This is a genomic window from Xanthomonas euvesicatoria pv. euvesicatoria, assembly GCF_020880415.1.
Lineage (GTDB): Bacteria > Pseudomonadota > Gammaproteobacteria > Xanthomonadales > Xanthomonadaceae > Xanthomonas > Xanthomonas euvesicatoria.
This window is the reverse complement of the sequence record NZ_JAJIUJ010000103.1, coordinates 166,609-190,086: the sequence shown is the minus strand read 5'-3', so window position 1 is coordinate 190,086 and position 23,478 is coordinate 166,609. Positions and strand designations below refer to the sequence as shown.

General features: G+C 65.3%; 20 protein-coding genes, 1 other RNA gene and 1 pseudogene. 13 read left to right on the top strand and 9 right to left on the bottom strand.

Annotation, left to right across the window (positions count from 1 at the left end; all coding sequences use genetic code 11):
• The first annotated feature begins 149 nt into the window (after nt 1–149).
• From LN450_RS17340 to LN450_RS17305, 8 genes and pseudogenes are all read left to right on the top strand, one after another.
• Complete coding sequence (locus LN450_RS17340; protein WP_011347791.1) at nt 150–1,352, top strand: HlyD family secretion protein; 1,203 nt, start codon at nt 150–152, stop codon at nt 1,350–1,352.
• Entirely contained in the window at nt 1,349–2,935 is a 1,587-nt protein-coding gene (locus LN450_RS17335) for an MDR family MFS transporter (protein WP_011347790.1), read from the top strand. The genes LN450_RS17340 and LN450_RS17335 overlap by 4 nt, the downstream gene beginning before the upstream one ends.
• 4 nt (nt 2,936–2,939) lie before the next feature.
• Nucleotides 2,940–4,430 carry an efflux transporter outer membrane subunit gene (locus LN450_RS17330; RefSeq protein ID WP_011347789.1) on the top strand — a complete coding sequence of 497 codons (1,491 nt, stop codon included), beginning with the start codon at nt 2,940–2,942 and terminating at the stop codon, nt 4,428–4,430.
• Nucleotides 4,431–4,543: 113 nt separating this feature from the next.
• Nucleotides 4,544–5,678, top strand: a pseudogene (locus tag LN450_RS17325) (ABC transporter ATP-binding protein).
• 61 nt (nt 5,679–5,739) lie between these two features.
• Nucleotides 5,740–5,815, top strand: a non-coding RNA gene (locus LN450_RS17320) — sX9 sRNA.
• Nucleotides 5,807–6,718 (top strand): ABC transporter permease subunit, encoded by a 912-nt coding sequence (locus tag LN450_RS17315; RefSeq protein WP_029819636.1) that lies wholly within the window; start codon nt 5,807–5,809, stop codon nt 6,716–6,718. The genes LN450_RS17320 and LN450_RS17315 overlap by 9 nt, the downstream gene beginning before the upstream one ends.
• A complete protein-coding gene (locus LN450_RS17310; protein ID WP_011347786.1) occupies nt 6,715–7,563 on the top strand; it encodes an ABC transporter permease subunit in 849 nt (282 codons plus the stop codon). Before LN450_RS17315 ends, LN450_RS17310 begins: the two co-directional genes overlap by 4 nt.
• A 185-nt stretch (nt 7,564–7,748) precedes the next feature.
• Nucleotides 7,749–9,140, top strand: coding sequence for an NAD-dependent succinate-semialdehyde dehydrogenase (locus tag LN450_RS17305; RefSeq protein ID WP_170811214.1), 1,392 nt, complete (start codon nt 7,749–7,751; stop codon nt 9,138–9,140).
• A gap of 158 nt (nt 9,141–9,298) precedes the next feature.
• Here the strand turns inward: LN450_RS17305 and LN450_RS17300 are convergent, their stop codons facing one another.
• The 9 genes from LN450_RS17300 to LN450_RS17260 form a co-directional block, all read right to left on the bottom strand.
• Nucleotides 9,299–10,300 carry a magnesium and cobalt transport protein CorA gene (locus LN450_RS17300; protein ID WP_011347784.1) on the bottom strand — a complete coding sequence of 334 codons (1,002 nt, stop codon included), beginning with the start codon at nt 10,298–10,300 and terminating at the stop codon, nt 9,299–9,301.
• A 15-nt stretch (nt 10,301–10,315) separates the two neighbouring features.
• On the bottom strand, nt 10,316–11,569 hold the full coding sequence (locus LN450_RS17295) for a lipoprotein N-acyltransferase Lnb domain-containing protein (RefSeq protein ID WP_011347783.1): 1,254 nt from the start codon (nt 11,567–11,569) through the stop codon (nt 10,316–10,318).
• A gap of 14 nt (nt 11,570–11,583) precedes the next feature.
• On the bottom strand, nt 11,584–12,462 hold the full coding sequence (locus LN450_RS17290) for a CorC family transporter (protein ID WP_008571326.1): 879 nt from the start codon (nt 12,460–12,462) through the stop codon (nt 11,584–11,586).
• A 95-nt stretch (nt 12,463–12,557) separates the two neighbouring features.
• Nucleotides 12,558–13,076, bottom strand: a complete 519-nt coding sequence (locus LN450_RS17285) for a hypothetical protein (protein WP_011347782.1) — start codon at nt 13,074–13,076, stop codon at nt 12,558–12,560.
• Entirely contained in the window at nt 13,076–13,561 is a 486-nt protein-coding gene (gene ybeY, locus LN450_RS17280) for an rRNA maturation RNase YbeY (protein WP_008571323.1), read from the bottom strand. Before ybeY ends, LN450_RS17285 begins: the two co-directional genes overlap by 1 nt.
• 99 nt (nt 13,562–13,660) lie before the next feature.
• A complete protein-coding gene (locus LN450_RS17275; RefSeq protein WP_031423083.1) occupies nt 13,661–14,206 on the bottom strand; it encodes a hypothetical protein in 546 nt (181 codons plus the stop codon).
• A gap of 2 nt (nt 14,207–14,208) precedes the next feature.
• The gene (locus tag LN450_RS17270) at nt 14,209–15,192 is read right to left on the bottom strand and encodes a PhoH family protein (RefSeq protein ID WP_011347780.1); all 984 of its coding nucleotides are present in this window, start codon (nt 15,190–15,192) and stop codon (nt 14,209–14,211) included.
• A gap of 423 nt (nt 15,193–15,615) precedes the next feature.
• The gene (gene miaB / locus LN450_RS17265) at nt 15,616–17,070 is read right to left on the bottom strand and encodes a tRNA (N6-isopentenyl adenosine(37)-C2)-methylthiotransferase MiaB (RefSeq protein ID WP_011347778.1); all 1,455 of its coding nucleotides are present in this window, start codon (nt 17,068–17,070) and stop codon (nt 15,616–15,618) included.
• A 38-nt stretch (nt 17,071–17,108) separates the two neighbouring features.
• On the bottom strand, nt 17,109–17,753 hold the full coding sequence (locus LN450_RS17260; RefSeq protein WP_011347777.1) for a glutathione S-transferase family protein: 645 nt from the start codon (nt 17,751–17,753) through the stop codon (nt 17,109–17,111).
• 104 nt (nt 17,754–17,857) lie between these two features.
• Here LN450_RS17260 and LN450_RS17255 point away from each other — a divergent pair, with 104 nt between their 5' ends.
• The 5 genes from LN450_RS17255 (at nt 17,858) to LN450_RS17235 (ending at nt 23,159) form a co-directional block, all read left to right on the top strand.
• Nucleotides 17,858–18,823 carry a helix-turn-helix transcriptional regulator gene (locus tag LN450_RS17255; RefSeq protein ID WP_039418055.1) on the top strand — a complete coding sequence of 322 codons (966 nt, stop codon included), beginning with the start codon at nt 17,858–17,860 and terminating at the stop codon, nt 18,821–18,823.
• Nucleotides 18,824–19,014: 191 nt separating this feature from the next.
• Complete coding sequence (locus LN450_RS17250) at nt 19,015–19,998, top strand: lytic transglycosylase domain-containing protein (protein WP_011347775.1); 984 nt, start codon at nt 19,015–19,017, stop codon at nt 19,996–19,998.
• A gap of 506 nt (nt 19,999–20,504) precedes the next feature.
• Complete coding sequence (gene petA / locus LN450_RS17245) at nt 20,505–21,149, top strand: ubiquinol-cytochrome c reductase iron-sulfur subunit (protein WP_011347774.1); 645 nt, start codon at nt 20,505–20,507, stop codon at nt 21,147–21,149.
• Complete coding sequence (locus tag LN450_RS17240; protein ID WP_008571315.1) at nt 21,149–22,408, top strand: cytochrome b; 1,260 nt, start codon at nt 21,149–21,151, stop codon at nt 22,406–22,408. The genes petA and LN450_RS17240 overlap by 1 nt, the downstream gene beginning before the upstream one ends.
• Nucleotides 22,401–23,159: a cytochrome c1 gene (locus LN450_RS17235; protein WP_011347773.1), complete on the top strand. Its 759-nt coding sequence runs from the start codon at nt 22,401–22,403 to the stop codon at nt 23,157–23,159. Before LN450_RS17240 ends, LN450_RS17235 begins: the two co-directional genes overlap by 8 nt.
• Nucleotides 23,160–23,478 lie beyond the last annotated feature (319 nt).

The following is a 23,478-nucleotide window of genomic DNA, read 5'->3' as shown; positions in this document are numbered from 1 at the left end:
GGACTTGGTGGGCCGGTTGTTGGCCGGTCGGGTCATCACGCAATCTGTACCGGGCAGTTCAAATAATTGTATGGTTGCGCCGCCATTGCCGACGCCGCCGAGACGGCCGCTGCGTGGCGCGCCTCGCCCATCACACAGGACGCATCCTTTTGAGCAACCACGACCATCAGTCCAATGACGGCCAGTCCTCGGCCACGGATGCGCAGGGCGCCGGCGCGCGCGACGAGCAGCAGGCGCCCAAGCCCTCGCCGTTGAAGAACCCCAAGGTGAAGTGGACGCTGATCCTGGTCGGGGTGCTGGTGCTGATCCTGCTCGTGGTGTGGCTGGCCTATTACCTGATCAAGGGCCGCTACATGCAGGACACCAACAACGCCTATCTGCAGGCCGATTCGGTGGCGGTGGCACCGCGCGTCAGCGGCTACGTGACCAAGGTGCTGGTGAGCGACAACCAGATCGTGGAAGCCGGCCAGCCGTTGCTGCAGATCGACGATCGCACCTACCAGGCCACCCTGCAGCAAGCCGAAGCCGCCATTGCCGCACGCCAGGCCGATATCGTCGCCGCCACCGCCAATGTCTCCGCGCAGGAATCGGCGCTGCTGCAGGCGCGCACCCAGGTCACCGCCGCTGCTGCCAGCCTCAAGTTCGCCCAGGCCGAAGTGAAGCGCTTCGCGCCGTTGGCCGCCTCCGGCGCAGACACCCACGAACATCAGGAAAGCCTGCAGCACGATCTGGCACGCGCACGTGCGCAGTACGACGCCGCGCAGGCGCAGGCCAAGGCCGGCGAGAGCCAGATCCAGGCCAGCCGCGCGCAACTGGAACAGGCACAGGCCGGCGTGAAACAGGCCACCGCCGATGCCGACCAGGCGCGGGTGGCGGTGGAAGACACCCGTCTGACCAGCCGTATCCACGGCCGGGTGGGCGACAAGACCGTGCAGGTGGGCCAGTTCCTCGGCGCCGGCACCCGCACCATGACCATCGTGCCGCAGCAATCGCTGTATCTGGTTGCCAATTTCAAGGAAACCCAGGTCGGCCTGATGCGTCCCGGCCAGCCGGCCGAGATCGAGGTCGATGCGCTGTCCGGAGTGAAGTTGCACGGCAAGGTCGAGAGCCTGTCGCCGGGCACCGGCTCGCAGTTCGCCTTGCTACCGCCGGAAAACGCCACCGGCAATTTCACCAAGGTGGTACAGCGTGTGCCGGTGCGCATCCGTGTGCTGGCCGGTGAAGAGGCGCGCAAGGTGCTGGTGCCGGGCATGTCGGTGGAGGTCACCGTGGACACGCGCTCGGCCAAGGACGCCAAGCAGCGTGCCGAAGAAGAATCCGACCGCGTGCAGGAGCAGGAGAGCGCGCGATGAGTGCAGCGGCCGCCACCGGCCCGCGTGCCGGCGGCAGCGCCCAGCGCGAGAAGGCCGAGCCGGGCGCCTGGCTGGCGGTGCTGGCCGGCACCATCGGCTCGTTCATGGCGACGCTGGATATTTCCATCGTCAATGCCGCGCTGCCCACCATCCAGGGCGAGGTCGGCGCCAGCGGTACAGAAGGCACCTGGATTTCCACCGCCTACCTGGTGGCCGAGATCATCATGATCCCGCTGACCGGCTGGTTCGTGCGCACGCTGGGCCTGCGCAATTTCCTGCTGATCTGCGCGGTGATGTTCACCGCGTTCTCGGTGGTGTGCGGGCTGTCGACGTCGCTTTCGATGATGATCATCGGCCGCGTCGGGCAGGGCTTGGCCGGCGGCGCCCTGATTCCGACCGCGCTGACCATCGTCGCCACGCGGTTGCCGCCCAGCCAGCAGACCATGGGGACCGCCTTGTTCGGCATGACCGTGATCATGGGCCCGGTGATCGGCCCGCTGCTCGGCGGCTGGCTGACCGAAAACGTCAGCTGGCACTACGCGTTCTTCATCAACGTGCCGATCTGCGTTGGCCTGGTTGCGCTGCTGCTGCTCGGCCTCAAGCACGAAAAGGGCGACTGGGCAGGCCTGCTCGACGCCGATTGGCTGGGCATCTACGGGTTGACCGCGGGTCTGGGCGGGCTGACCGTGGTGCTGGAAGAAGGCCAGCGCGAGCGCTGGTTCGAATCCAGCGAGATCAATACCCTGAGCCTGCTTGCGTTGAGCGGCTTCATCGCCCTGGTGATCAGCCAGTTCCGGCGGCGCCCTCCGGTGATCCGGCTGTCGCTGCTGCTGCAGCGCAGCTTCGGCGCGGTGTTCATCATGGTCATGGCGGTGGGCATGATCCTGTTCGGCGTCATGTACATGATTCCGCAGTTCCTGGCGGTGATCTCCGGCTACAACACCGAGCAGGCCGGGTACGTGCTGCTGCTGTCCGGCCTGCCGACCGTGCTGCTGATGCCGATGATGCCCAAGCTGCTGGAAACGGTGGATGTGCGCATCCTGGTCATTGCCGGGCTGATCTGCTTTGCCGCTGCCTGCTTCGTCAATCTGTCGCTGACTGCCGACACCGTGGGCACGCATTTTGTCGCCGGGCAGCTGCTGCAGGGCTGCGGCCTGGCGTTGGCGATGATGTCGCTCAACCAGGCGGCGATTTCGTCGGTGCCGCCGGAACTGGCGGGCGATGCCTCGGGCCTGTTCAATGCCGGCCGCAACCTGGGCGGCTCGGTCGGGCTGGCGCTGATCTCCACCTTTCAGGAGCGCCGCATGACCTTCCACACCGAAACCATCGGCAGCTCGATCACCGCCAACGCCAGCCGTGCACAGGAGGCGCTGGCCGGCCTGACCGCACAGATGCAGGGCAGCGCCGGCGGCGAGGCGGCAGCCCGCTCGATCGCCCAGTTCGCCCGCGTCGTACAGCAGCAGGCCCTGGTGATGACCTATAGCGACCTGTTCTGGATCTTTGGCGTGATCGTGGTCTGCACGATTCCGCTGGCCTTTTTGCTCAAGCCGTTACCCAAGGGGGCGCACCTTGCAATGCACTGATTCCATGCGCCTGATCCGCATGCCGCTGGCTGCGGCGTTGGGCACGCTGCTGCTTGGCGGCTGCATGCTCGGCCCCAACTACACCAAGCCGCCAGCGGTTGCCGACGCGGCGATGCAGGCACCCGCCCTGCATCGTGCCAGCGGCGCAGACGTGGTCGCCGCCGCACCGCTGAACCATTGGTGGGAGGAATTGCACGACCCGCTCCTGACCCAGTTGGTCACCCAGGCCTTGGCCGACAGCCCCAACCTGCGCGCGGCACAGGCGCGGCTGCGTGCCAACCGCGCGCTGGCCCAGCAACGCCGCGCCGAGCGCCTGCCCAAGCTCAACGCCAGCGCACTGTATGCCTACGCCGAACCGCCGCAGACCATTGTCGACACGCTCGGCGGGCTGCAACAGGGTCAACCCGGCCAGCCGCCGGCGGCCGGCAACCAGGCGCTGAACCTGGAAGAGACGCAGATCTACAGCGCCGGCTTCGATGCGAGCTGGGAGCTGGATTTCTTCGGCCGCCGCCGTCGCGCCGCCGAAGGCGCGCTGGCGCAGGCACAGGCCTCCGAAGCCGAGCTGGCCGATGCGCAGGTGCAGCTGGCCGCCGAAGTCGGGCAGGTCTATCTCAATTACCGCGGCTTGCAGGCGCGCCTGGCCATTGCCGATACCAACCTGGACAAGATCCGCCAGTCGCTGCAGCTGGTGCAGCAACGTCGCGGGCAGGGCGCCGCCTCGGACCTGCAGGTCGAGCAGATCGCCACCCAGGTGCAGCAGCAGGAGGCGCAACGCCTGCCGCTGGAAATGCAGGCGCAGGAAGCGCAGGACCAGCTGGCCCTGATGGTCGGGCGCGAGCCCGGCGCGCTGGATGCCCAGCTCGGCACGCCGCAGCCCTTGCCGATGCTGCCGACACAGGTGCGCGTGGACGATGCCGGTGCGTTGATCCGCCGGCGCCCGGACGTGCGCAAGGCCGAGCGCGAGCTGGCCGCCTCCAGCGCGCAGATCGGCGAGGCGTTGAACGGCTACTTCCCGCAGGTGAGTCTGCTGGGCGGGCTGAGCTGGGTCGCCGGCTCGCCAAGCGATTTCAATTCCGACGCGCTGACCACATTGGCGGTGCCGATGCTGCGCTGGTCGATCTTCGATTTCGGCAAGACCCGCGCGCAGGTGGAGCAGGCACGTGCCGGTAATGCCGGGCGTACGGCAGCGTACGAAGGGAGCGTGCTGGCTGCCTTGCAGGATGCCAATTCGGCGTTGGCGCGCTTCGGTTCGGCACGCAAGCAGCTGATGGTCGCACGCCAGGCCGAAGCCTCGGCCACGCGCTCGGCCGGGCTGATGCAGCAGCGTCGCGATGCCGGTGCCACCTCATCGATCGATCTGCTGGATGTGCAGCGCCAGCAGTTGTCGGCGCAGGACGCTGCCGCACAGGCGCAGGTGCAGTTGCTGGTGAATTACGTGGCCCTGCAGAAGAGTCTGGGGCTGGGCTGGAGCGCACCGGCGCAGGACGCGCACTGAGAGCAGCCAGGGCAATCTGTGACGCGGCAGCCCATGCGCGGCCGCGTCCGGGTTTTGCCATCATGGTCGGCATTGGCCGTTGTGGCGCATGCAATGCGCAATCGAGAGGTTCAATGGCATCCCCCGAGGCCACCCCGCAGCCCCACCTCACCGCTGGCGACGGCGGCTACCTGAGCATCGACGCGGTCCGCAAGGAGTTCGACGGCTTCGTTGCGGTCGACGACGTCAGCCTGCAGATTCGCAAGGGCGAGATCTTCGCGTTGCTCGGTGGTTCCGGTAGCGGCAAATCCACGCTGCTGCGCTGCCTTGCCGGGTTCGAGCGGCCGACCAAGGGGGCGCATTGTCCTGGATGGTCAACCGATCGACGCACTGCCGCCGTACGAGCGCCCGATCAACATGATGTTCCAGTCGTACGCGCTGTTTCCGCATATGAGTGTGGAGCAGAACATCGCCTTCGGGTTGAAGCAGGAAGGCTTGCCCAAGGCTGCGATCGCCAGCCGCGTCGGCGAGATGCTCGAACTGGTGCAGCTTGGCGCGCTGGCCAAGCGCAAGCCGCACCAGCTCTCCGGCGGGCAGCAGCAACGCGTGGCCCTGGCGCGCTCGCTGGCCAAGCGCCCCAAGCTGCTGTTGCTGGACGAACCGATGGGTGCGCTGGATAAAAAACTGCGCTCGCAGATGCAGCTGGAACTGGTCAACATCATCGAAACCTCCGGCGTGACCTGCGTCATGGTCACCCACGATCAGGAAGAGGCCATGACCATGGCCACCCGGATCGCGCTGATGGACCAGGGCTGGATCCAGCAGGTGGGCACGCCCGATGAAATCTACGAGCAGCCGGCCAACCGGTTTGCGGCCGAGTTCATCGGCTCGGTCAATCTGATCGATGCGCTCATCGCCGACGACGCGCCCGAGTACGTCACCTTGAAAACGCCGGCGTTCGATGCCTGCATCCGCATCGGCCACGGCATCACCGGCTTCGAAGGGCAGGCAGTGGCGTTCGCGCTGCGCCCGGAAAAGCTCGCCATCGGCAAGGACGAGCCGGCCCAGGCCTGCAACAAGGCCCAGGGCGTGATCGAAGACATCGCCTATTTCGGCAGCCACTCGGTCTACCACGTGCGCCTGCCCAGCGGGGTCAAGCTGATGGCCAATTTCGCCAATCGCCAGCGCTGGGCCAGCGAAGCGCTGACCTGGGGCGACACCGTGTGGGTCGGGTGGGGCGAAGACGACGGCGTGGTGCTCACCGCATGAGAGCGGCCAGCAAAACTACTGCGCAGCCGCCAGGGGGGCGCGGCCGGTGCTCGGAATCCTCATGTACCACTCGTACACTGCGGTTCCTGCGCGCCGTCCGCGCCCCCCTGGCGGCTGCTCGCTACGTTCTGCTAGCCACTCTTAGCCGTGGCTTGCCGGGCGCGCGCTGGGGCGTGATCGCCGCACCGTATCTATGGCTGCTGGTGTTCTTCGCGATTCCGTTTTTGATCGTGCTGAAGATTTCCTTCGCCGAGCGCGCCACCGCGATGCCGCCGTATACGCCGCTATTGGCGGTTGCTGCCGACGGTGCGGTGAGCCTCAAACTGCATCTGGGCAACTATCTGGCCTTGCTGCGCGACAGCCAGTACGTGGCTGCGTACCTGAGTTCGATCAAGATCGCGGCCATTTCCACGGCGCTTGCGTTGTTGATCGGTTATCCGATGGCGTATGTGATCGCGCGCCTGCCGCTGGCCACACGCAACGTGGCGATGATGCTGGTGGTGCTGCCGTCGTGGACCTCGTTTTTGATCCGCGTATACGCGTGGATCGGCATTCTCGATGGCAATGGCGTGCTCAATCAGGTGCTGTTGGCGCTGGGTGTGATCAAGCAGCCGTTGCAGTTGTTGTACACGCCGATCGCCGCCTATATCGGCATCGTGTACTGCTATCTGCCGTTCATGGTGTTGCCGCTGTACGCCAACCTGGTCAAGCACGATCAGCGCCTGCTCGAAGCGGCCTACGACCTGGGCGCGCGGCCATGGCAGGCGTTCGCGCGCATCACCTTGCCCCTATCGCGCAACGGCATCGTGGCCGGCTGCATGCTGGTGATGATTCCGGCGGTGGGCGAGTTCGTCATCCCGGAAATGCTCGGCGGGCCGAACACCCTGATGATCGGGCGCGTGCTGTGGGGCGAGTTCTTCAATAACCGCGACTGGCCGGTGGCAGCGGCCGTGGCCACGGTGATGCTGTTGCTGCTGTTGCTGCCGATCGTGATCTTCCACCGCTACCAGCAGCGTGAGCTGGAAGGGCGGCTGACATGATGCGCGCTTCGCGCGGTGGGCGCCTGCTCGGCGGCAGCGTGCTCGCGCTGGGTTTCGGCTTCCTGTACCTGCCGATCCTGTTGTTGATGGTGTATTCGTTCAACGCCTCGCGCCTGGCAACGGTGTGGGGCGGGTTTTCGACCAAGTGGTACGGCGAATTGGTGCGCGACCGGCAATTGCTCGACGCAGCCTGGGTCAGCCTGGAGGTGGCGTTCTGGACGGCCTGCGCATCGACGGTGCTGGGCACGATGGCCGCCATGGCGATGGTGCGCCTGCGGCGGTTTCCCGGCAAAACCCTGTTCGGCGCATTGATCACCGCGCCGTTGGTGATGCCCGAAGTCATCATCGGTCTGTCGATCCTGCTGTTGCTGGTGTCGATGGGGGGCGTGCTCGGCATCGCGCCGCGCGGCGCAGTGGCGATCTGGGTGGCGCATGTCACCTTCACCGTCTCGTTCGTGACCGTGGTGATTTCTTCGCGGCTGCAGGAACTGGACCGCTCGCTGGAAGAAGCCGCGATGGATCTCGGTGCCACGCCGCTGAACGTGTTTTTCCAGATCACCTTGCCGATCATCGCGCCGGCCCTGGCATCGGGCTGGCTGCTGGCCTTTACGCTGTCGCTGGACGATGTGGTGATCGCCAGTTTCTTGGCCGGGCCCAGTTCCACCACCTTGCCGATCAAGGTGTTTTCGTCGGTGCGGCTGGGCATCAGCCCCAAGATCAATGCGCTGGCCACGGTGATGGTGCTGGCGGTGTCGATTGCCGCGGTGATTGGCTGGTGGCTGCTGGCGCGCAGCGAAAAGCGCCGCATGCGCGATGCGCAGCTGGCGTTGCAACGCGAAGGTTGAGCGCTTCAGCAGGGGGGGGGGCGAGGTGCAGAGGCGTGCGAGGCAGGTAAGCCTTCGGCAGCACTGCTTCGAAAACCGATGCGGCTGCATGCACCCAGTGTGGCTGGCGGCCGTGGTGCTTGCGAACACAGTGTTGCAGCAGTTTCAGGCGATTGTGACGCGCCCCGAACTTGCCGGCGTCTAGCATGACCGCCTCGCAACAGGAGACCGTCATGTCCTACGACACCGTCAACCCCGCCAACGGCCAGGTCGAGCACACCCAGCAGACCCTGGACGCCGCTGCCATCGAAGCGCGTCTGGCCGCTTCCGCCAAGGCATTTCCGGCCTGGGCCGCGTTGCCGCTGGCCGAGCGTGGCGCCTTGCTGCGCCGCATTGGCGAGGAGCTGACCAAGCGCCGCGAGGACCTGCAACGCATCATGACCGCCGAGATGGGCAAGCTGCGCGCCGAGGCCCTGGCCGAAGTCGACAAGTGCGCGCAGGCCTGCGCGTACTACGCCGAGCACGCCGCCGACTATCTGGCGCCGCGCGACATTCCCACCGAAGCGCAATCCAGCTATGTGCGCTACGAACCGCTGGGCTGCGTGTTCGCAGTGATGCCGTGGAATTTCCCGCTGTGGCAGGCGTTCCGGTTCCTGGCACCAAGCCTGATGGCCGGCAACGTGTCGCTGCTCAAGCACGCCAGCAACGTGCCGCGCTGCGCTGACGCCATGAAAGAGGTGCTGGACGCCGCCGGCATTCCGCCGGGCGTGTTCGATGTCCTGCATATCGATAACGACCAGGCTGCCGATGTCCTGCGTGATGCCCGCATTGCTGCGGTAACGCTGACCGGCAGCGAACGCGCCGGTCGCTCGCTGGCCGCCAATGCGGGCGACCAGCTCAAGAAGTGCGTGATGGAGCTCGGCGGCAGCGATGCCTTCGTGGTGCTGGAAGACGCCGATCTGGAGCACACCGTGCCATCGGCCGTGCAGTCACGTTTCGACAATAGTGGGCAGACCTGCATCGCCGCCAAGCGATTCATCGTGGTGGATGCGATCGCCGACCGGTTCATCGAGCGCTTCGTGGCAGCGGCAGCCAAGCGCATCGTGGGCGACCCGCAGCAGGACAGCACCACGCTGGCGCCAATGGCCCGTGCCGACTTGCGCGAGGAATTGCACAAGCAGGTGCAGGCCAGCGTGGCGAAGGGCGCCAAGGTCTTGCTGGGCGGCGAACCGGTCGCCGGCTCGCATGCCGGTTATCCGGCCACCATCCTCGACAACGTCGCCCCCGGCATGCCGGCATACGACGAAGAATTCTTCGGCCCGGTCGCTTCGATCATCCGGGTGGCCGACGAGGCCGAAGCGGTGCGCGTGGCCAATGACACCAGCTTCGGGCTGGGTGGCAGCGTGTGGACGGCCGACCCCAAGCGCGGCGAGCGCGTGGCGCAGCAGCTGCAGTGCGGCGCGGCGTTCGTCAACTCAGTGGTCAAGAGCGATGTGCGCTTGCCCTTCGGCGGCATCAAGCGCTCCGGCTTCGGCCGCGAACTGGCCGAGCACGGCATCCATGAGTTCATGAACGTCAAGACGATCTATGTGGCTTGATGGCGGGGAATCGGGATTCGGGATTCGGGATTGGAGATTCGCAAGAGCAGGCGCTCGCGACTTATGAGCACCCTGGCCTAGGTTGAAAATCAACAACCTGCCAACTGCTCAAACCAATCCCGAATGCCCAATCCCGAATCCCGGGCCGCGCAGCGGCCCTATAGCCACTTGGCGCGCTTGAACAGGCGATACAGCACCAGGCACGAGCCCACGACGCCGGCGACCAGCAATGGGTAGGCGTAGCGGGCGTCGAGTTCGGGCATGTGGGCGAAGTTCATGCCGTACCAGCTGGTAATCAGGGTAGGGGCGGCCAACAGGGCGGCCCAGGCACCGAGGCGCTTGACGGTTTCGCCCTGAGCGAGCGTCACCATCGACAGGTTGACGCTGAGCGCCGTGCCCAGCATTTCACGCAAGGTGTCGATGGCATCGTTGATGCGCACCGCGTGATCGAGCACGTCGCGCAGGTAAATGCCGACTTCTTCGTGGATCAGGGAGCCGGGATTGCGCTTGAGGTGCGAGAGCACGTCCTGCAACGGCGCCACCACCAGCCGCATCTTGTTGAGTTCGCGCTTGAGCTCATACAGGCGCACCACCGTCTCGCGCTTGTAGTCGTCGGCGAAGATGTCTTTTTCCAGACGTTCCAGCGTGTCGCGGAACTCGTCCATGATCGGTAGGTAATTGTCGACCACGAAATCGAGCACGCCGTACAGGCAGAACGACGCGCCCATGTGCAGCATCGCCGGCTCGCGTTCGACCCGATGCCGCACCGGCGCGTACGACAGTGACGCGCCATGCCGTACCGTCAACAGGAAGCGCCTTCCCAGGAACGCGTGCGTCTCGCCATAGCGGATGCGCTCGTTGACCAGCTGCGCGGTGTTGACCACCACGAACAGCGAGTTGCCGTAACTCTCGGCCTTGGGGCGCTGATGCGCCTTGAGCGCGTCTTCGATCGCCAGATCGTGCAGGCCGAATTCGTCCTGCAACTTGCGCAGCACCGATTCCTGCGGCTCGTACAGCCCCACCCAGACGAAGCCATCCGGCCGCTGCAGCACGTCGCTGATGTGCTCCAGGCTGATGTCGTGGCGCTTGCCGTCGCCGTCGTAATAAGCGCAGGTGATGACGCAGGACGGATTATCGGGATGATGGCCGTTGCTGTTCATGAGCGCATCCTTCAATCAGCGCGTACGTGCGGGCAGGTCACGCGGTCGCAGGGCAATGGCAAGTGCGGTGTGGATCGGCAACAGCAGCATCACCCATTGCAGGTTGTCCTGCGCCTGGAAGGACAGCCAATGGATCACCAACGCGGCCAGCGCGCACGCCGCCACCACCCAGGACAGCACGTTGAACCAGCGGCCCGGCCGATGGCCCAGCTGCAGCCGTATGCCACCGAACCACAGCAGCACGCACAGCGGGTTGACCAGCAGCAGGTTGCGGTTGGCCCATGCCGATTGATGGGCAGTGAATCCCCACAGATACACCAGCAGGCCGCCGCCGATGGCGCACACCAGCCAGAACGGTAACGCCAGTCCAGCCAGCAGGCGCTGCCTGCGGCCCAAGGCCAGCACGCCTGCGGCCACGATGAGCCCGGTCAGCAACCACGGCCACCAGTGTCGCCGCTGTTCGGCGGGCTCGGGCGCGATGCGATGCGGCAGCAATACCTGCGTGGATTGCACCAACGGGCGACCGGCGCTGTTGTGCACCTGGGTCAGGCTGTCGGCCAGCCGCATCGGCACGAAGGCTTCTTCCCAGCGCGACAAGGGGCGATCGGCGTACGGTCCCAGGCCCAGGTCGAAGCCCAGCCACATCCACGGGGCAGGGGAGGCCAGGCGTACCGCTTCGCTGCGGAAGGTGTTGCCGCGCGAACGACCGGCCAGCTGCGACTTGAGCGCGCCGCCCATCGCACGGTCCAACGTGTCGCGCACCATGGTGGCGCAGTTGGCCATGAAGTAATCGTAGTGGTAGCGCGCGTTTTCCGGTTGGCTACGCACCGCTAAGCCCTCGGCCAGCGCAAGCGCCTGATCTGGCGGCAGATCCAGCCACTGGATGCTGACACCGCGGCCGGCATCGCGATATTGCGACAGGTCTTCTTCCAGCGGCAGCGCGACCAGGTAATACATCATTTCGCCGCGCGCAAAACGCGGTACGAAGTCCGGCTCGCTCGGGTCGAAGAAGCCGAAGTTGTACGAGGTGGCCTGCTGCGTGCGCGGATCGACCACCACGATGGCATCGTGGCCGAAACGTTCGAAAAACACTTCGCCCGGTTGCATGGTCACCACGCCGATCCGCGGCGCCGACTGGGACGCAGGGTCGGCTTCCGGGGCGGGCGCCTGCGCGAAGGACGCCGGTGTCACCAACAGCGACAGCAACGCCAGCAGCCAGCACGCAGCCCAACGCCGGGCACTGCAGCGCGCCTGCGCTGCAGCGGTCATGCCATGCGACAGGTTCAAGCGTCGTCCTGCGGATCGGGCGGCAGAATGGTGACGTGGAAGGCATGCACGCGCCGCGCATCGGCCTTGGCCACGCGGAATGCAAAGCGCCCCAGCGTCAACTCTTCGCCGGTTTCGGGCAGGTGCCCGATCGCATCGGTGACCAGCCCACCCACGGTGTCGTACTCGTCGTCGGGGAACTCGGCGCCAAAGCGTTCGTTGAAGTCTTCGATCGGCGTCAGCGCATCGACCACATAGCGCCCATCGGCCTGGATCGCAATGAGCGAATTCTCTTCTTCGGCATCGTCGTGCTCGTCGTCGATCTCGCCGACGATCTGCTCCAGCACGTCCTCGATGGTGACCAGCCCGGCAACACCGCCGTATTCGTCCACCACGATCGCCATGTGGTTGCGCGAGAGGCGAAATTCCTTGAGCAGGACGTTGAGCTTCTTCGACTCAGGGATCAGCACTGCCGGGCGCAGCAGTTCGCGCACGTTGCCCGGGCCGTTGTCGGCCACCACGCCGCGCAACAGGTCCTTGGCCAGCAGGATGCCGAGCACTTCGTCCTTGTTCTCGCCGTGGACCGGGAAGCGCGAATGGCCCGATTCGACCACCTGCTTCATCAGGTCGATGAAACGCGCCTCCACCGGCAGCGAGACCATCTGCGAGCGCGAGATCATCACATCGCCCACGGTGAGCTCGGACACGGAGATCGCGCCTTCCATCATGCGCAAGGTGTCTGCGGCGATGAGACCGTCCTGTTCGGCGGTCCGCAGCAAGGCGACGAGTTCGTCGCGGGTGTGGGGTTCGCCGGAGAAGGCAGCGCTGAGGCGCTCGAGCCAGCTACGGCGTTTTTCCGGTGTTTCTGGGGATTGGCTACTGTCGTCTTCGGACATCGTGACGGGGAAGGGCACCCGGCAAACCAGGCGTTAGCCATCAGTCTAGCAGGAAGCCGGCAAGGCGCTGTGGATGCGCCGTTACCTGGCCGGTCTCAGGGCAGATCCAGGCTGTAGCCGCAGCCGACCACGGTCTTGCCCGGGTGCGATTTGACGTTGGTCACGCTCAGCACGACCGATTCGATCATCGCCTCGCCGGTCTTGGGATTGGTTGTGTCTTCGCTGACCAGCTCGCGCCCGTACATGACCTTCTCGGCGTTATCCACGCCCAGTTCCAGATCCAGCTGCTTGGCGAGCGGGCGCGGGTCGGGCAGGTCCAGGATCGCCATGATGCTGGCGCCGGAAAACGCGATGTGATTGGTACTGTGGCCGAACACGCGAATGGGCGTGTTGAGCGTGTACTCGGTCATGAACAGGTTGGACTGGTCCAGCGGCGTCCAGCCCAGCGCCACCGCCTTGAGCGGGTCGGCCAGTACCGGCGCCAACGCGCTGAAATCGCCGATGCGCTGGCGGCATTCGATCAAGGCGGCAAGGTCCGGGCGCACCGGCGCGGTCTGCGCCCAGGCGCCGGGCGCGCTCAACAGCAGCAGGGCGCCGGCAATGCAAAAACGCATCAGTGTTCTCCTGCGTAAGGGTCGTCGATGCCGAGGTCGGCCAGGATCTCGCGCTCCAGTTGCTCCATCGCCTCGGCCTCCTTGTCGTCTTCGTGATCCCAGCCAAGCAGGTGCAAGGTGCCATGCACGGTCAGGTGCGCATAGTGCGCAGCCAGCAATTTGCCTTGCTCTGCGGCCTCGCGCGCCACCACCGGTGCGCAGATCACCAGATCGCCCAGCAGCGGCATCTTGATGCCCTTGGGCAGGCCTTCCGGCAGTTCGGCAGGGAAGCTCAGCACGTTGGTGGCGTAATCCTTGCCGCGGTAATGGTGATTGAGCGAGCAGCCTTCCTTCTCGTCGACCACGCGCACTGCCAGATCGGCCTCGCGGATGCGTCCCTTCAACGCCGCGGCCACCCACTTGCGAAAACTCACCGCCGACGGCAGGCCGGCGCGCGGCAGCGCATAGCTGACGGCAACGTCTAGGCGGACAGGGCCCTTGGTCATGGGAACACCAGCATTCAGATCAGACAGAGGTGACAGTATCGCCCGAGTAGCGTCTTGCGGCGACGCCTGCGTGTGCGTGCTTGGCCCGCCGGTCCGGGATCAGCGAACGCACTCGACCAGCACCATGACAAGCGCGCCACCGTTGGCAACACGATAAAACGCACTGCCCATCGGCCCGTTCTGGCAATGCGGATCGACCCGGTTGACTTCCAGGGCCGGCGCGAAACCTGGTGGCGATTGTGTCCAGATTGCGGCTTGGCCGCGCTCCAGCAGGCGACCTACCAGATAGCGCGTGTCGGCGCTTTCCTTGTCATCTTGAGCCACCGCGCAGCCGAAGCGGTCGTGCGCTTTGCCGGTAGAGGCAAGTAGCGCCTGCGCTCGCGTGCCGGCAAGCAGCGCTTGTCGCTGCGCATCCTCGTCAACCCCCGCACCGGCTGCAGCCTTCGCCACTGCCAGGTGTTCCAGTTCGGCCCGATCCAGCAGGATGGTCGCTTGCCCAGCGGCCACCGAGACACAGGACGCGGCAAGTTGCTGCCGCAACATGACGTGCGTGGTCGTGTCGGCCTGCTGGCGTGCCTGCGCATGCGCAGGTTCATGGCAAGCCAGCGCCAACCAGACTCCCAACAGTAGGGCGCGGCCTTGCACGGTCAGTCGGCCGCAGGAGGCTGCAGCGCGTTATCGCGCTTGTCGTAGGCGGTGACAATGCGCTGCACCAATGGGTGACGCACCACGTCGCGCGCTTCGAAGAAGGTGAAACTGGTGCCTTCCACATCGCGCAGCACTTCGATCGCATCGCGCAGGCCGGATTTGACGTGCTTGGGCAGATCGATCTGGGTGAGGTCGCCGGTGACCACCGCCGTGGAGCCGAAGCCCAGGCGGGTCAGAAACATCTTCATCTGTTCGATGGTGGTGTTCTGGGCTTCGTCCAGAATCACATATGCATCGTTGAGCGTGCGACCGCGCATATAGGCCAGCGGCGCGATTTCGATGACGTTGCGCTCCAGCAACTTGACCACTTTTTCCACGCCGAGCATTTCGTACAGCGCATCGTAGAGCGGGCGCAGGTACGGGTCGACCTTCTGGCTGAGATCGCCCGGAAGAAAGCCGAGTTTTTCGCCGGCTTCCACTGCCGGGCGCACCAGGATCAACCGCTGCACCCGCGACTCGTTGAGTGCTTCAACCGCGCTTGCTACCGCCAGGAAGGTCTTGCCGGTGCCGGCCGGGCCGATACCGAAATTGATGTCGTGGGTGGCGATCGCGTGTAGGTATTTGGCCTGGTTGGCGCCACGGCCACGCACGGTGCCGCGCTTGACCTTGATCGCCACATCCTGGGCCTGGTATGCGCGCTCGGCCACATGCTCAAGGTTGGCATCGTTGAGCCGCAGATGGATTGCGTGCGTGTCGAACGTGGTGATTGCGGCCTCGTCGTACAACGCGGTCAACAGCGACTGGGCGGCGGCGATGGCCGGCTCCGGTCCGGTCACCCGGAAGACGTTGCCACGGTTGGCGATCTCGACGCCAAGCTTGAGTTCGATCTGGCGAAGATGCGCATCGAACGGACCGGCCAGATTGGCCAGGCGCTCGATGTCCTCGGGTTCCAGGGTGAAATCGCGATGTGCGGGTGCGTTCATGGTTGGATCGGACGGCGCACCTGGGTGCGCGTCGGTAGGGCGGGAGCGAAAGGGTAGCGCGCGGCATGTGATCCCACCAACACAGCGGGCGGCGCGGCACCTCGGCGACGCGCCGGTCCGCACAGGCATGCAGGTTTTCCACAACCGCTGTGGAGTCACGCATCACTAACCTGTGGATAAAACTCGCCGCGCTTACTGGCGCAAGGTTTGCCGGGTTGGTGGCGAAAAAAACGCCAGTACCGACAGGGTTGTCCACACAGGATGTGGATCGAATTCGGCAAAGCCTGTGGGTAAGTAAGACGAGGCCTTGCGCTGCAAGGCGCTACGGATGTGTGGTGAAATTTTGACCATTTCCCGCGAGACGCTTCGGCGCGTGGTCGCCTTGCTTGAAGGGGCGCCGCATTGCGCAGCGCCCGCGCGCCATCACTGTGCGCTGTCGTCCAGTTGAATCCGGCCACGCAGCGAATTGCTCATCGCCTCGGTGATCAACACATCGACGAACTGTCCGATCAAACGCGGGTTGCCTGGGAAATTCACCGGGCGCATGTTCTCGCTCTTGCCGGTCAGTTCGTTCGGGTCGCGCCGCGAGGGGCCTTCCACCAGCACGCGTTGCACGCTGCCCACCATCGATTGCGAAATGCTCGCCGCGTGCGCGTTGATATGCGCCTGCAGACGCGCAAGACGCGCCTGCTTCACCGCCTCCGGCGTGTCGTCCTGCAGGTCCGATGCCGGGGTGCCGGGACGGCGCGAATACACGAACGAAAAGCTCTGGTCGAAGCCCACGTCCTCGATCAGCTTCATGGTCTTTTCGAAGTCCGCTTCGGTCTCGCCAGGGAAGCCGACGATGAAGTCCGAACTGATCGAGATGTCCGGGCGCACTGCGCGCAGCTTGCGGATCTTCGACTTGAATTCCAGCGCGGTGTAGCCACGCTTCATCGCCGACAGGATGCGGTCGCTGCCGGCCTGCACCGGCAGGTGCAGGTAGTTGGCCAGCTGCGGTACATCGCGGTAGGCATCCACCAGCGAATCGGAAAACTCCAGCGGATGCGACGTGGTGAAGCGGATACGGCCGATGCCTTCGATCTGCGCGATGGTGCGGATCAGCAGGCCCAGATCGGCGTACTGCGCGGCGTCGCCGGCATCGGCGCCATACGCACCGCGGTACGCGTTGACGTTCTGGCCGAGCAGGTTGATCTCGCGCACGCCTTGCGCCGCCAATTGCGCCACTTCCACCAGCACGTCCTCGAACGGCCGGCTGACTTCTTCGCCACGGGTGTAGGGCACCACGCAGAACGAGCAGTATTTGGAGCAGCCTTCCATGATCGAGACGAAGGCCGACGGACCTTCGGCACGCGGCTCGGGCAGACGGTCGAACTTCTCGATTTCCGGGAAGCTGATGTCCACCTGCGACTTGCCCGATTCGCGTCGCGCGCGAATCAGTTCCGGCAGCCGGTGCAGGGTCTGCGGGCCGAACACCAGGTCCACGTAGGGCGCACGCTTGACGATGGCTTCGCCTTCCTGCGACGCCACGCAGCCGCCGACGCCGATGATCACCGGCTTGCCGCCGGCCTTGAGCGCCTTCCAGCGACCCAGCTGGCTGAAGACCTTTTCCTGGGCTTTTTCGCGAATGGAACAGGTGTTGACCAGCACCACATCCGCTTCCTCGGGGTTGTCGGTCAGCTCCAGGCCTTCGGAAGCGGCAAGCACGTCGGCCATCTTGGCCGAGTCGTACTCGTTCATCTGGCATCCGTGGGTCTTGATATAGAGCTTGCCGCGTACCACGGCAGGCGCCGATGGGCGCGCGACGGGCAAGGGCAACAGGGCGGGTGCGTCCACGGCAGCGGCCGCGGACAGGTCGGAAACGGGTGTCCCGGGCATGGCGCTTATTCCAGGCGGGTAGAAGAGAGCCGCGCAGTTTACCCGCTTGCGCTGGCGCCGTCCGCGGCCGCACGCCCGGCGTCGACGGCTTCGGCGCGCGCCACTGCCGGGCGCGCGGCCATCCGGGCGATATAGGCGCGGGTCGGGGCGGGCGGGTCGATCAGGCCAAACTCCACCATCCACGCCAAGGCGCCGCCCCACAGCACATCGGCCGCACTGCAGCGCTCGCCCAGCAGGTAATCGCCCTTGGCCAGCTGCGCATCAACCACCTGCAGCACCGTGTCGGCGTCGGCATAAGGCGAGAGCGAGCGCGGCGGGGCGCTACGCTTGAGCGCAAGATCGATGATCGCCGGTTCGAAGGCCGAGCCGTAGAACGCAAGCCAGCGCAGGTAGGCGCCACGATCGGCATCGCCCGGCGCCGGTGACAGGCCGGCTTCCGGATATAGCTCGGCCAGGTACTGATAGATGGCGCCCTGCTCGGTGACCACGCTGGTGCCGTGGACGATGGTCGGTATCTTGCCCATCGGGTTGATCGCAAGGAATTCCGGCATGCGCTGCTGCTCCTTTTCCAGATCGATGGGCTGCAGGCTGTAGCGTGCGCCCAATTCTTCCAGCAAGACCAGGACCCCCCGCGAGCGAGAGCGGGGGTTGTGGAACAGGGTGACGTGGCGGTCGTCGGACATTGCGGTCTCCAGGGTGGCTGCGGCGGCGATGCGAGTGGGGATGGCGGGTATCGCGATCTTACGGACCACTTGCGGACAGTTTCTGTCCGCAATACGGTGGCGCGATGGCTTCCACCGCTGCTCGCCTGTTGCGTCTGCTTTCCCTGCTGCAAGGTGGCCGGAGTTGGTCCGGTGTGGCGCTGGCAGAACGTTTGGACATCCATCCGCGCAGCCTGCGGCGCGATATCGAGCGCCTGCGCGAAGCGGGTTATCCGGTGCATGCAGCGCCCGGCAGCGGCGGCGGCTACCGGCTGGGGCAGGGCGGTGCGGCATTGCCGCTGTTGTTGGAAGAAGACGAGGCGCTGACCGTGGCGGTCGCTTTGCGCGCCGCCGCGCCAGCGGTGCGCGGGATGGACGCCGCGGCGGCACGCCTGATGGCCAAGCTGGATCCCCTGCTGCCGCGCCGCAGCGGCCAGCGCGCCAGTGCCGCGCATGCCGCCATGGCCAGCATGCCGGCTTCCGAAACGGAATCGCTGGTCGATGCGGGCCTGCTTGCCCAGTTGGCTGCCGCCTGCCGCGACCGGGCCACGCTGCGGCTGGACTATCGGCGCCATTCGGGTACGGCCATCACCCGCAGCGTCGAGCCGGCGCTGCTGGTGAACTACGGGCGGCGCTGGTACCTGTTGGTCTGGGACTGCGAACGCCAGGACTGGCGCAGCCTGCGCGCGGACCGGATCGATCAGGCGGTCGCCACCGGCGCGCGGTTCGCCCCCCGCGCATTGCCCGAAGAGCCGCTACAGCTATTGCGCAAGGCGATCGGCGAAGCGCCGTTTCCGTGCCGGGCGCGGGTGCGTCTGGCCGGCACGGTCGAGGCATTGGCAGCGCGCATCCCGCCCTGGCTGGGTGCCTTGCAGGCCGATGGTCCCGCACATTGCTGGCTGGGTCTTGGCGCCCCGAGCATGCCTGCGCTGGCGGCCAACCTGTTGTTGCTGGACCTGCCGTTCGACGCGATTGCGCCGGCCCAAGCCCGCCACACCTTGACGCAGGCGCTGGACACGTTGCGCACGCAGCTGGACCGGCTGCCCCAGTGAGGCGGCCAACAGGCCATCGCGCGTGGTCGTCAGGTGGGCGGCGGCGAACGCGTCATCGGGAGTGCGGGATGGGTATTTGAGGATTTCGAGCACCGGTCCCGCACGCCTGGCCGCGGCGCGGGCACCTTGCGGGCTGCTCCAGACGCTGGCCGACACTTGGCAAGCCCTGGGCAAGCTGGGACACTCCGCACATGAAGGGGATGTCAAGATTGCTGGGGCTGATGCTCGTCACGTTGTCGGCTGCGCCGGTCAGCGCCGGCACGCTGTACAAGTGCGTCGGCGCTGACGGTATCACCAGTTACCTGAGCAAGCGTCAGAGCGGCTCCACCTGCAGCGTCATCAGCAGCTATACCCCCGATCGTGCGGCCCGCCGCCTGCCGTCATCTCCCTCGGCCGGGCGTCTGGCCGTCAGCCCCGCGCCCCGCATGGCCAATGTCGACAGCGGCGCGCCGGCCACCATTATCAGCCAGCCAGTCAGCCAGCCGCCGCGGCACGCTGCCGAGGTCGCTTCGGCGCCGGCTCCGCGTGCCTTGCCGGAGTCGTCCGTCTCGGTCGTCACACCGCCAGCGGCAGCAGCAACCAATCCGCGCCGGGTCGTCAGCGGGCAGGTGTACTCTTATATGAAGGACGGCGTGCGCCACTACACCAGCGCCCGGCCGCGCCAGGTCGCCAGCATCGAAGGCCTGCGCACCATCCATTACAGCTTTATCGAAACCTGCTACGCCTGCGGTGCCAAGCCCGGGGTCAATTTTGGTGCGATCCGGCTCAACACCAACGCCTATCAGCAGGAAATCGCAGCGGCGGCGCGCGAGTTCGGGGTGGAAGAATCGATCGTGCGCGCGATCATCCACGCCGAGTCGGCCTACAACCCGCTCGCGCTCAGCCGTGCCGGCGCGCAAGGCCTGATGCAGTTGATGCCGGGCACCGCGCGCCGCTTCGGCGTCAGCGATGCCTATGATGCAACGCAAAATATTCGTGGCGGCGTGCAGTATCTGTCCTGGCTGCTGAAACGCTTCAATGGCGACCTCACCCTGGCCGCTGCCGGCTACAACGCCGGCGAGGGCGCAGTCGACCGTTACGGCGGCGTACCGCCGTATAGCGAAACCCAGCGCTACGTGCAACGCGTGGGCGTATTGGCCGGCCGCTATCGTGGCCAGGCCACAGCAGCCAACTGAAGCGGCTGGCAAAACGACCGCGCAGCCGCCCGGCGGGCGCGGCCGGTGCTCCTGGCATGTCATAAGCAGCGCGGCGTCTGCGCGATCCATTCCCGGCCCCCTCCTTGACGTCTTGGTCGCTGCTCTTGGGAATCTTTGCCACGGCGCTGCGCCGAGTGCGGTGGGGCAAGTGCTTCGGTCTCCGCAACATCGGTTGCAGCGCCCATAGCCAGTCGCGAACGAGCGTATTGCTGCGCTTGCACCATATCCACGCATCCACCGCACGCGCGCATTGCCGTTGCAGCCCACGCAAGGGCACTACGTCACAGCCATCCGTCTCCCACGCGCGTTGAACTCCATCGGAGCGGCTGCCGCTTGCATGGGCCGTTGCATCGCATAGGGCCGACTGCGTACATTGCGTTGTCTGTGCATTAAGCGTTCCGCTACACTGCGGTCGATTCATCGCGGCTGGACCCCCCGCCAGCCGTTGGCAGCCTCACGCTACCTAATCAAGATCGGAGAGCCGGATGGCCAACGATGGGGTTAACGCACCTGCTGATATCGGGCGTCGTCGGTTTTTAACCGCGACAACGGCCGTGGTCGGTGCGGTCGGAGCAGGATTCGTTGCAGTTCCGTTCGTGAAGTCGTGGAATCCCAGTGCGCGTGCCAAGTTGGCTGGCGCACCGGTCACCGCCGACATCAGCGCCTTGCAGGAAGGCCAGCGCATGGTCCTTGAATGGCGCGGTCAGCCAATCTGGATCGTCAAGCGCTCCAAGGCCATGCTCGACGCACTCCCGTCGCTGGACGACCGGCTCAAGGACCCCAAGTCCGAGAACAAGGATCAGCAGCCGGAGTACGTGCTGAAAAACCCGGAATATCGCTCGATCAAGTCCGACATTTCGGTGCTGGTGGGGCTTTGTACGCATCTGGGTTGTTCGCCGGAGATGGTCGCCGAAATCCGCCCCGAGCCTTACGACCCGCAGTGGAAGGGCGGTTACTTCTGCCCTTGCCACAAGTCGCGCTTCGACATGTCCGGCCGCGTCTTCGACGGCGTGCCGGCACCGATCAATCTGCTGGTGCCCCCACACCACTACGTGGACGACAACACCTTGGTGATCGGCGTCGATCCTGACGATGCCGGTGCGTCGGCCAAAACCACGGGGGCTGCCTGATGAGCAATGTTCTGGTCCGTACCGCCAACGGCGTGTTCGATTGGGTCAACGAGCGCGCGCCCGGGCTGATGCCCATGTACCGCAAGCACATCAGCGAGTACTACGCGCCGAAGAACTTCAACCTCTGGTACTACTTTGGCTCGCTGGCCATCGTGGTGCTGGTCAACCAGATCGTCACCGGCATCTTCCTGACGATGCACTACAAGACCAGCGCCGCCGATGCATTCGCTTCGATCGAATACATCATGCGCGACGTGGAGTGGGGCTGGCTGATCCGCTACATGCACAGCACCGGTGCCTCGCTGTTCTTCATCGTGGTGTATCTGCACATGTTCCGCGGCTTGATGTACGGCAGTTACCAGAAGCCGCGCGAGCTGGTGTGGATTCTCGGCATGCTGATCTACCTGGTGCTGATGGCCGAAGCCTTCATGGGCTACGTGTTGCCGTGGGGGCAGATGTCGTTCTGGGGCGCGAAGGTGATCATCTCGCTGTTTGGCGCCATTCCGGTGATCGGCAATGGGCTGACCGAATGGATCATGGGCGACTACCTGCCCGGCGATGCCACGCTCAATCGCTTCTTCGCCTTGCACGTGATCGCACTGCCATTGGTGTTGCTGCTGTTGATCGTGCTGCACATCGGTGCGCTGCACGAAGTGGGTTCCAATAACCCGGACGGGGTGGACATCAAGAAAGGTCCAAAGGGCAATCGCTGGGATGCGCACAAGCCGGCCGACGGCATTCCGTTTCATCCGTATTACACGGTCAAGGACCTGGTCGGCGTTGGATTCCTGCTGTTGATCGCTGCCTTCATCATCTTCTTCGCGCCGGCGTTCGGCGGCCTGTTCCTGGAGCACGACAACTTCACCGAAGCCAACCGGCTGGTGACGCCGGAGCACATCAAGCCGGTGTGGTACTACACGCCGTACTACGCCATGTTGCGCGTGGTGCCCAACAAGCTGGGCGGGGTGCTGGTGATGTTCTCGGCCATCGCGATCCTGTTCCTGGTGCCCTGGCTGGATCGCGCCAGGGTGCGCTCGGTGCGCTACCGCGGCTGGATTTCCAAGCTGGCGTTGGGCGTGCTGGTGGTGTGCTTCGTCTGGCTGGGCGTGATCGGTTCCGGCCCCGGCACGGACGCGCACGAGACCTATGTCGGGCGCGTGCTGACCTTCCTGTACTTCGCCTTCTTCATCACCATGCCGGTGTGGACGCGGCTGGACAAGACCAAGCCGGTTCCGGAGCGGGTGACGACCCATGACTAATTCCAACGTGACGTCACGGAAGTCGCGCGTGGTCGCCTTGCTCTGCGGCCTGGTAATCGCTGGTGGTGCAATGGCGGCCGAAGGCGGGGCGGTGCCGCAAGCAGGTAATGACCTGAGCGATCGCGCATCGCTGCAACGTGGTGCGCAGTTGTTCATGAACTACTGCTCCGGCTGCCATTCGTTGAAGTACCTGCGCTATTCGCGCATGGCCAGCGATTTGGGCCTGAGCGAAGAGGAGGTCATGACCAATCTCAACTTCACCGGCGCCAAAGTCGGCGAACATATCGAAGGCACCATGCCGCACGACGCGGCGACCAAGTGGTTCGGCAAGGCGCCGCCGGATCTGACCTTGATTGCACGCGTGCGCGGTACGGACTGGGTCTACACCTATCTCAAGTCGTTCTATCTGGACCAGACACGCCCGCTGGGCTGGAACAACAAGCTGTTTCCGAACGCCTCCATGCCCAACCCGCTATGGGAGTTGCAAGGCCTGCAGCAGGCGCAATTCGGCCCGGCCGACAAGGCCACCGGCGACAAGCCGGTAGAGGCATTGAAGCTTGGGCAGCCAGGGCGTCAAACACCGGTGGAATTCGACCAGACCGTGCGCGATATCGCCAACTTCCTCGAGTATGCCGGCGAGCCGGCCGCATTGAAGCGCCAAAGCATGGGCGTATGGGTGGTCCTGTTCCTGGCGCTGCTCACCTTCATCGCTTATTTGTTGAAGAAGGAATACTGGAAGGACGTGCACTGAACGCTGCGTAGGCCGTCATCGGCTGCGGGAGCGAACAATGCAGTGCAGGGCAGGCAGGTATCGCAGGTGCTTGGGATACCTCTATTTGTCGCCGAGCCTTGCGGGCGCTCCCAACAGAAAGCGCTAGCCCCCACCTCCCGTGCGGAGAGGGGGCGGGCTGATGGTTGGCAAGCGAACAGCATGTCGATCGGGGCCGTCAGCGTAGATCCCTGCAACAGGGTTGCAGCGCCCACATCTCCTGCGGTCCCGCGGGAGCAGCGCAGCAGCTGGCTTATCGGAACATTAATAAGCCCTATCACTCTTGGCTTTTGCGTGACGT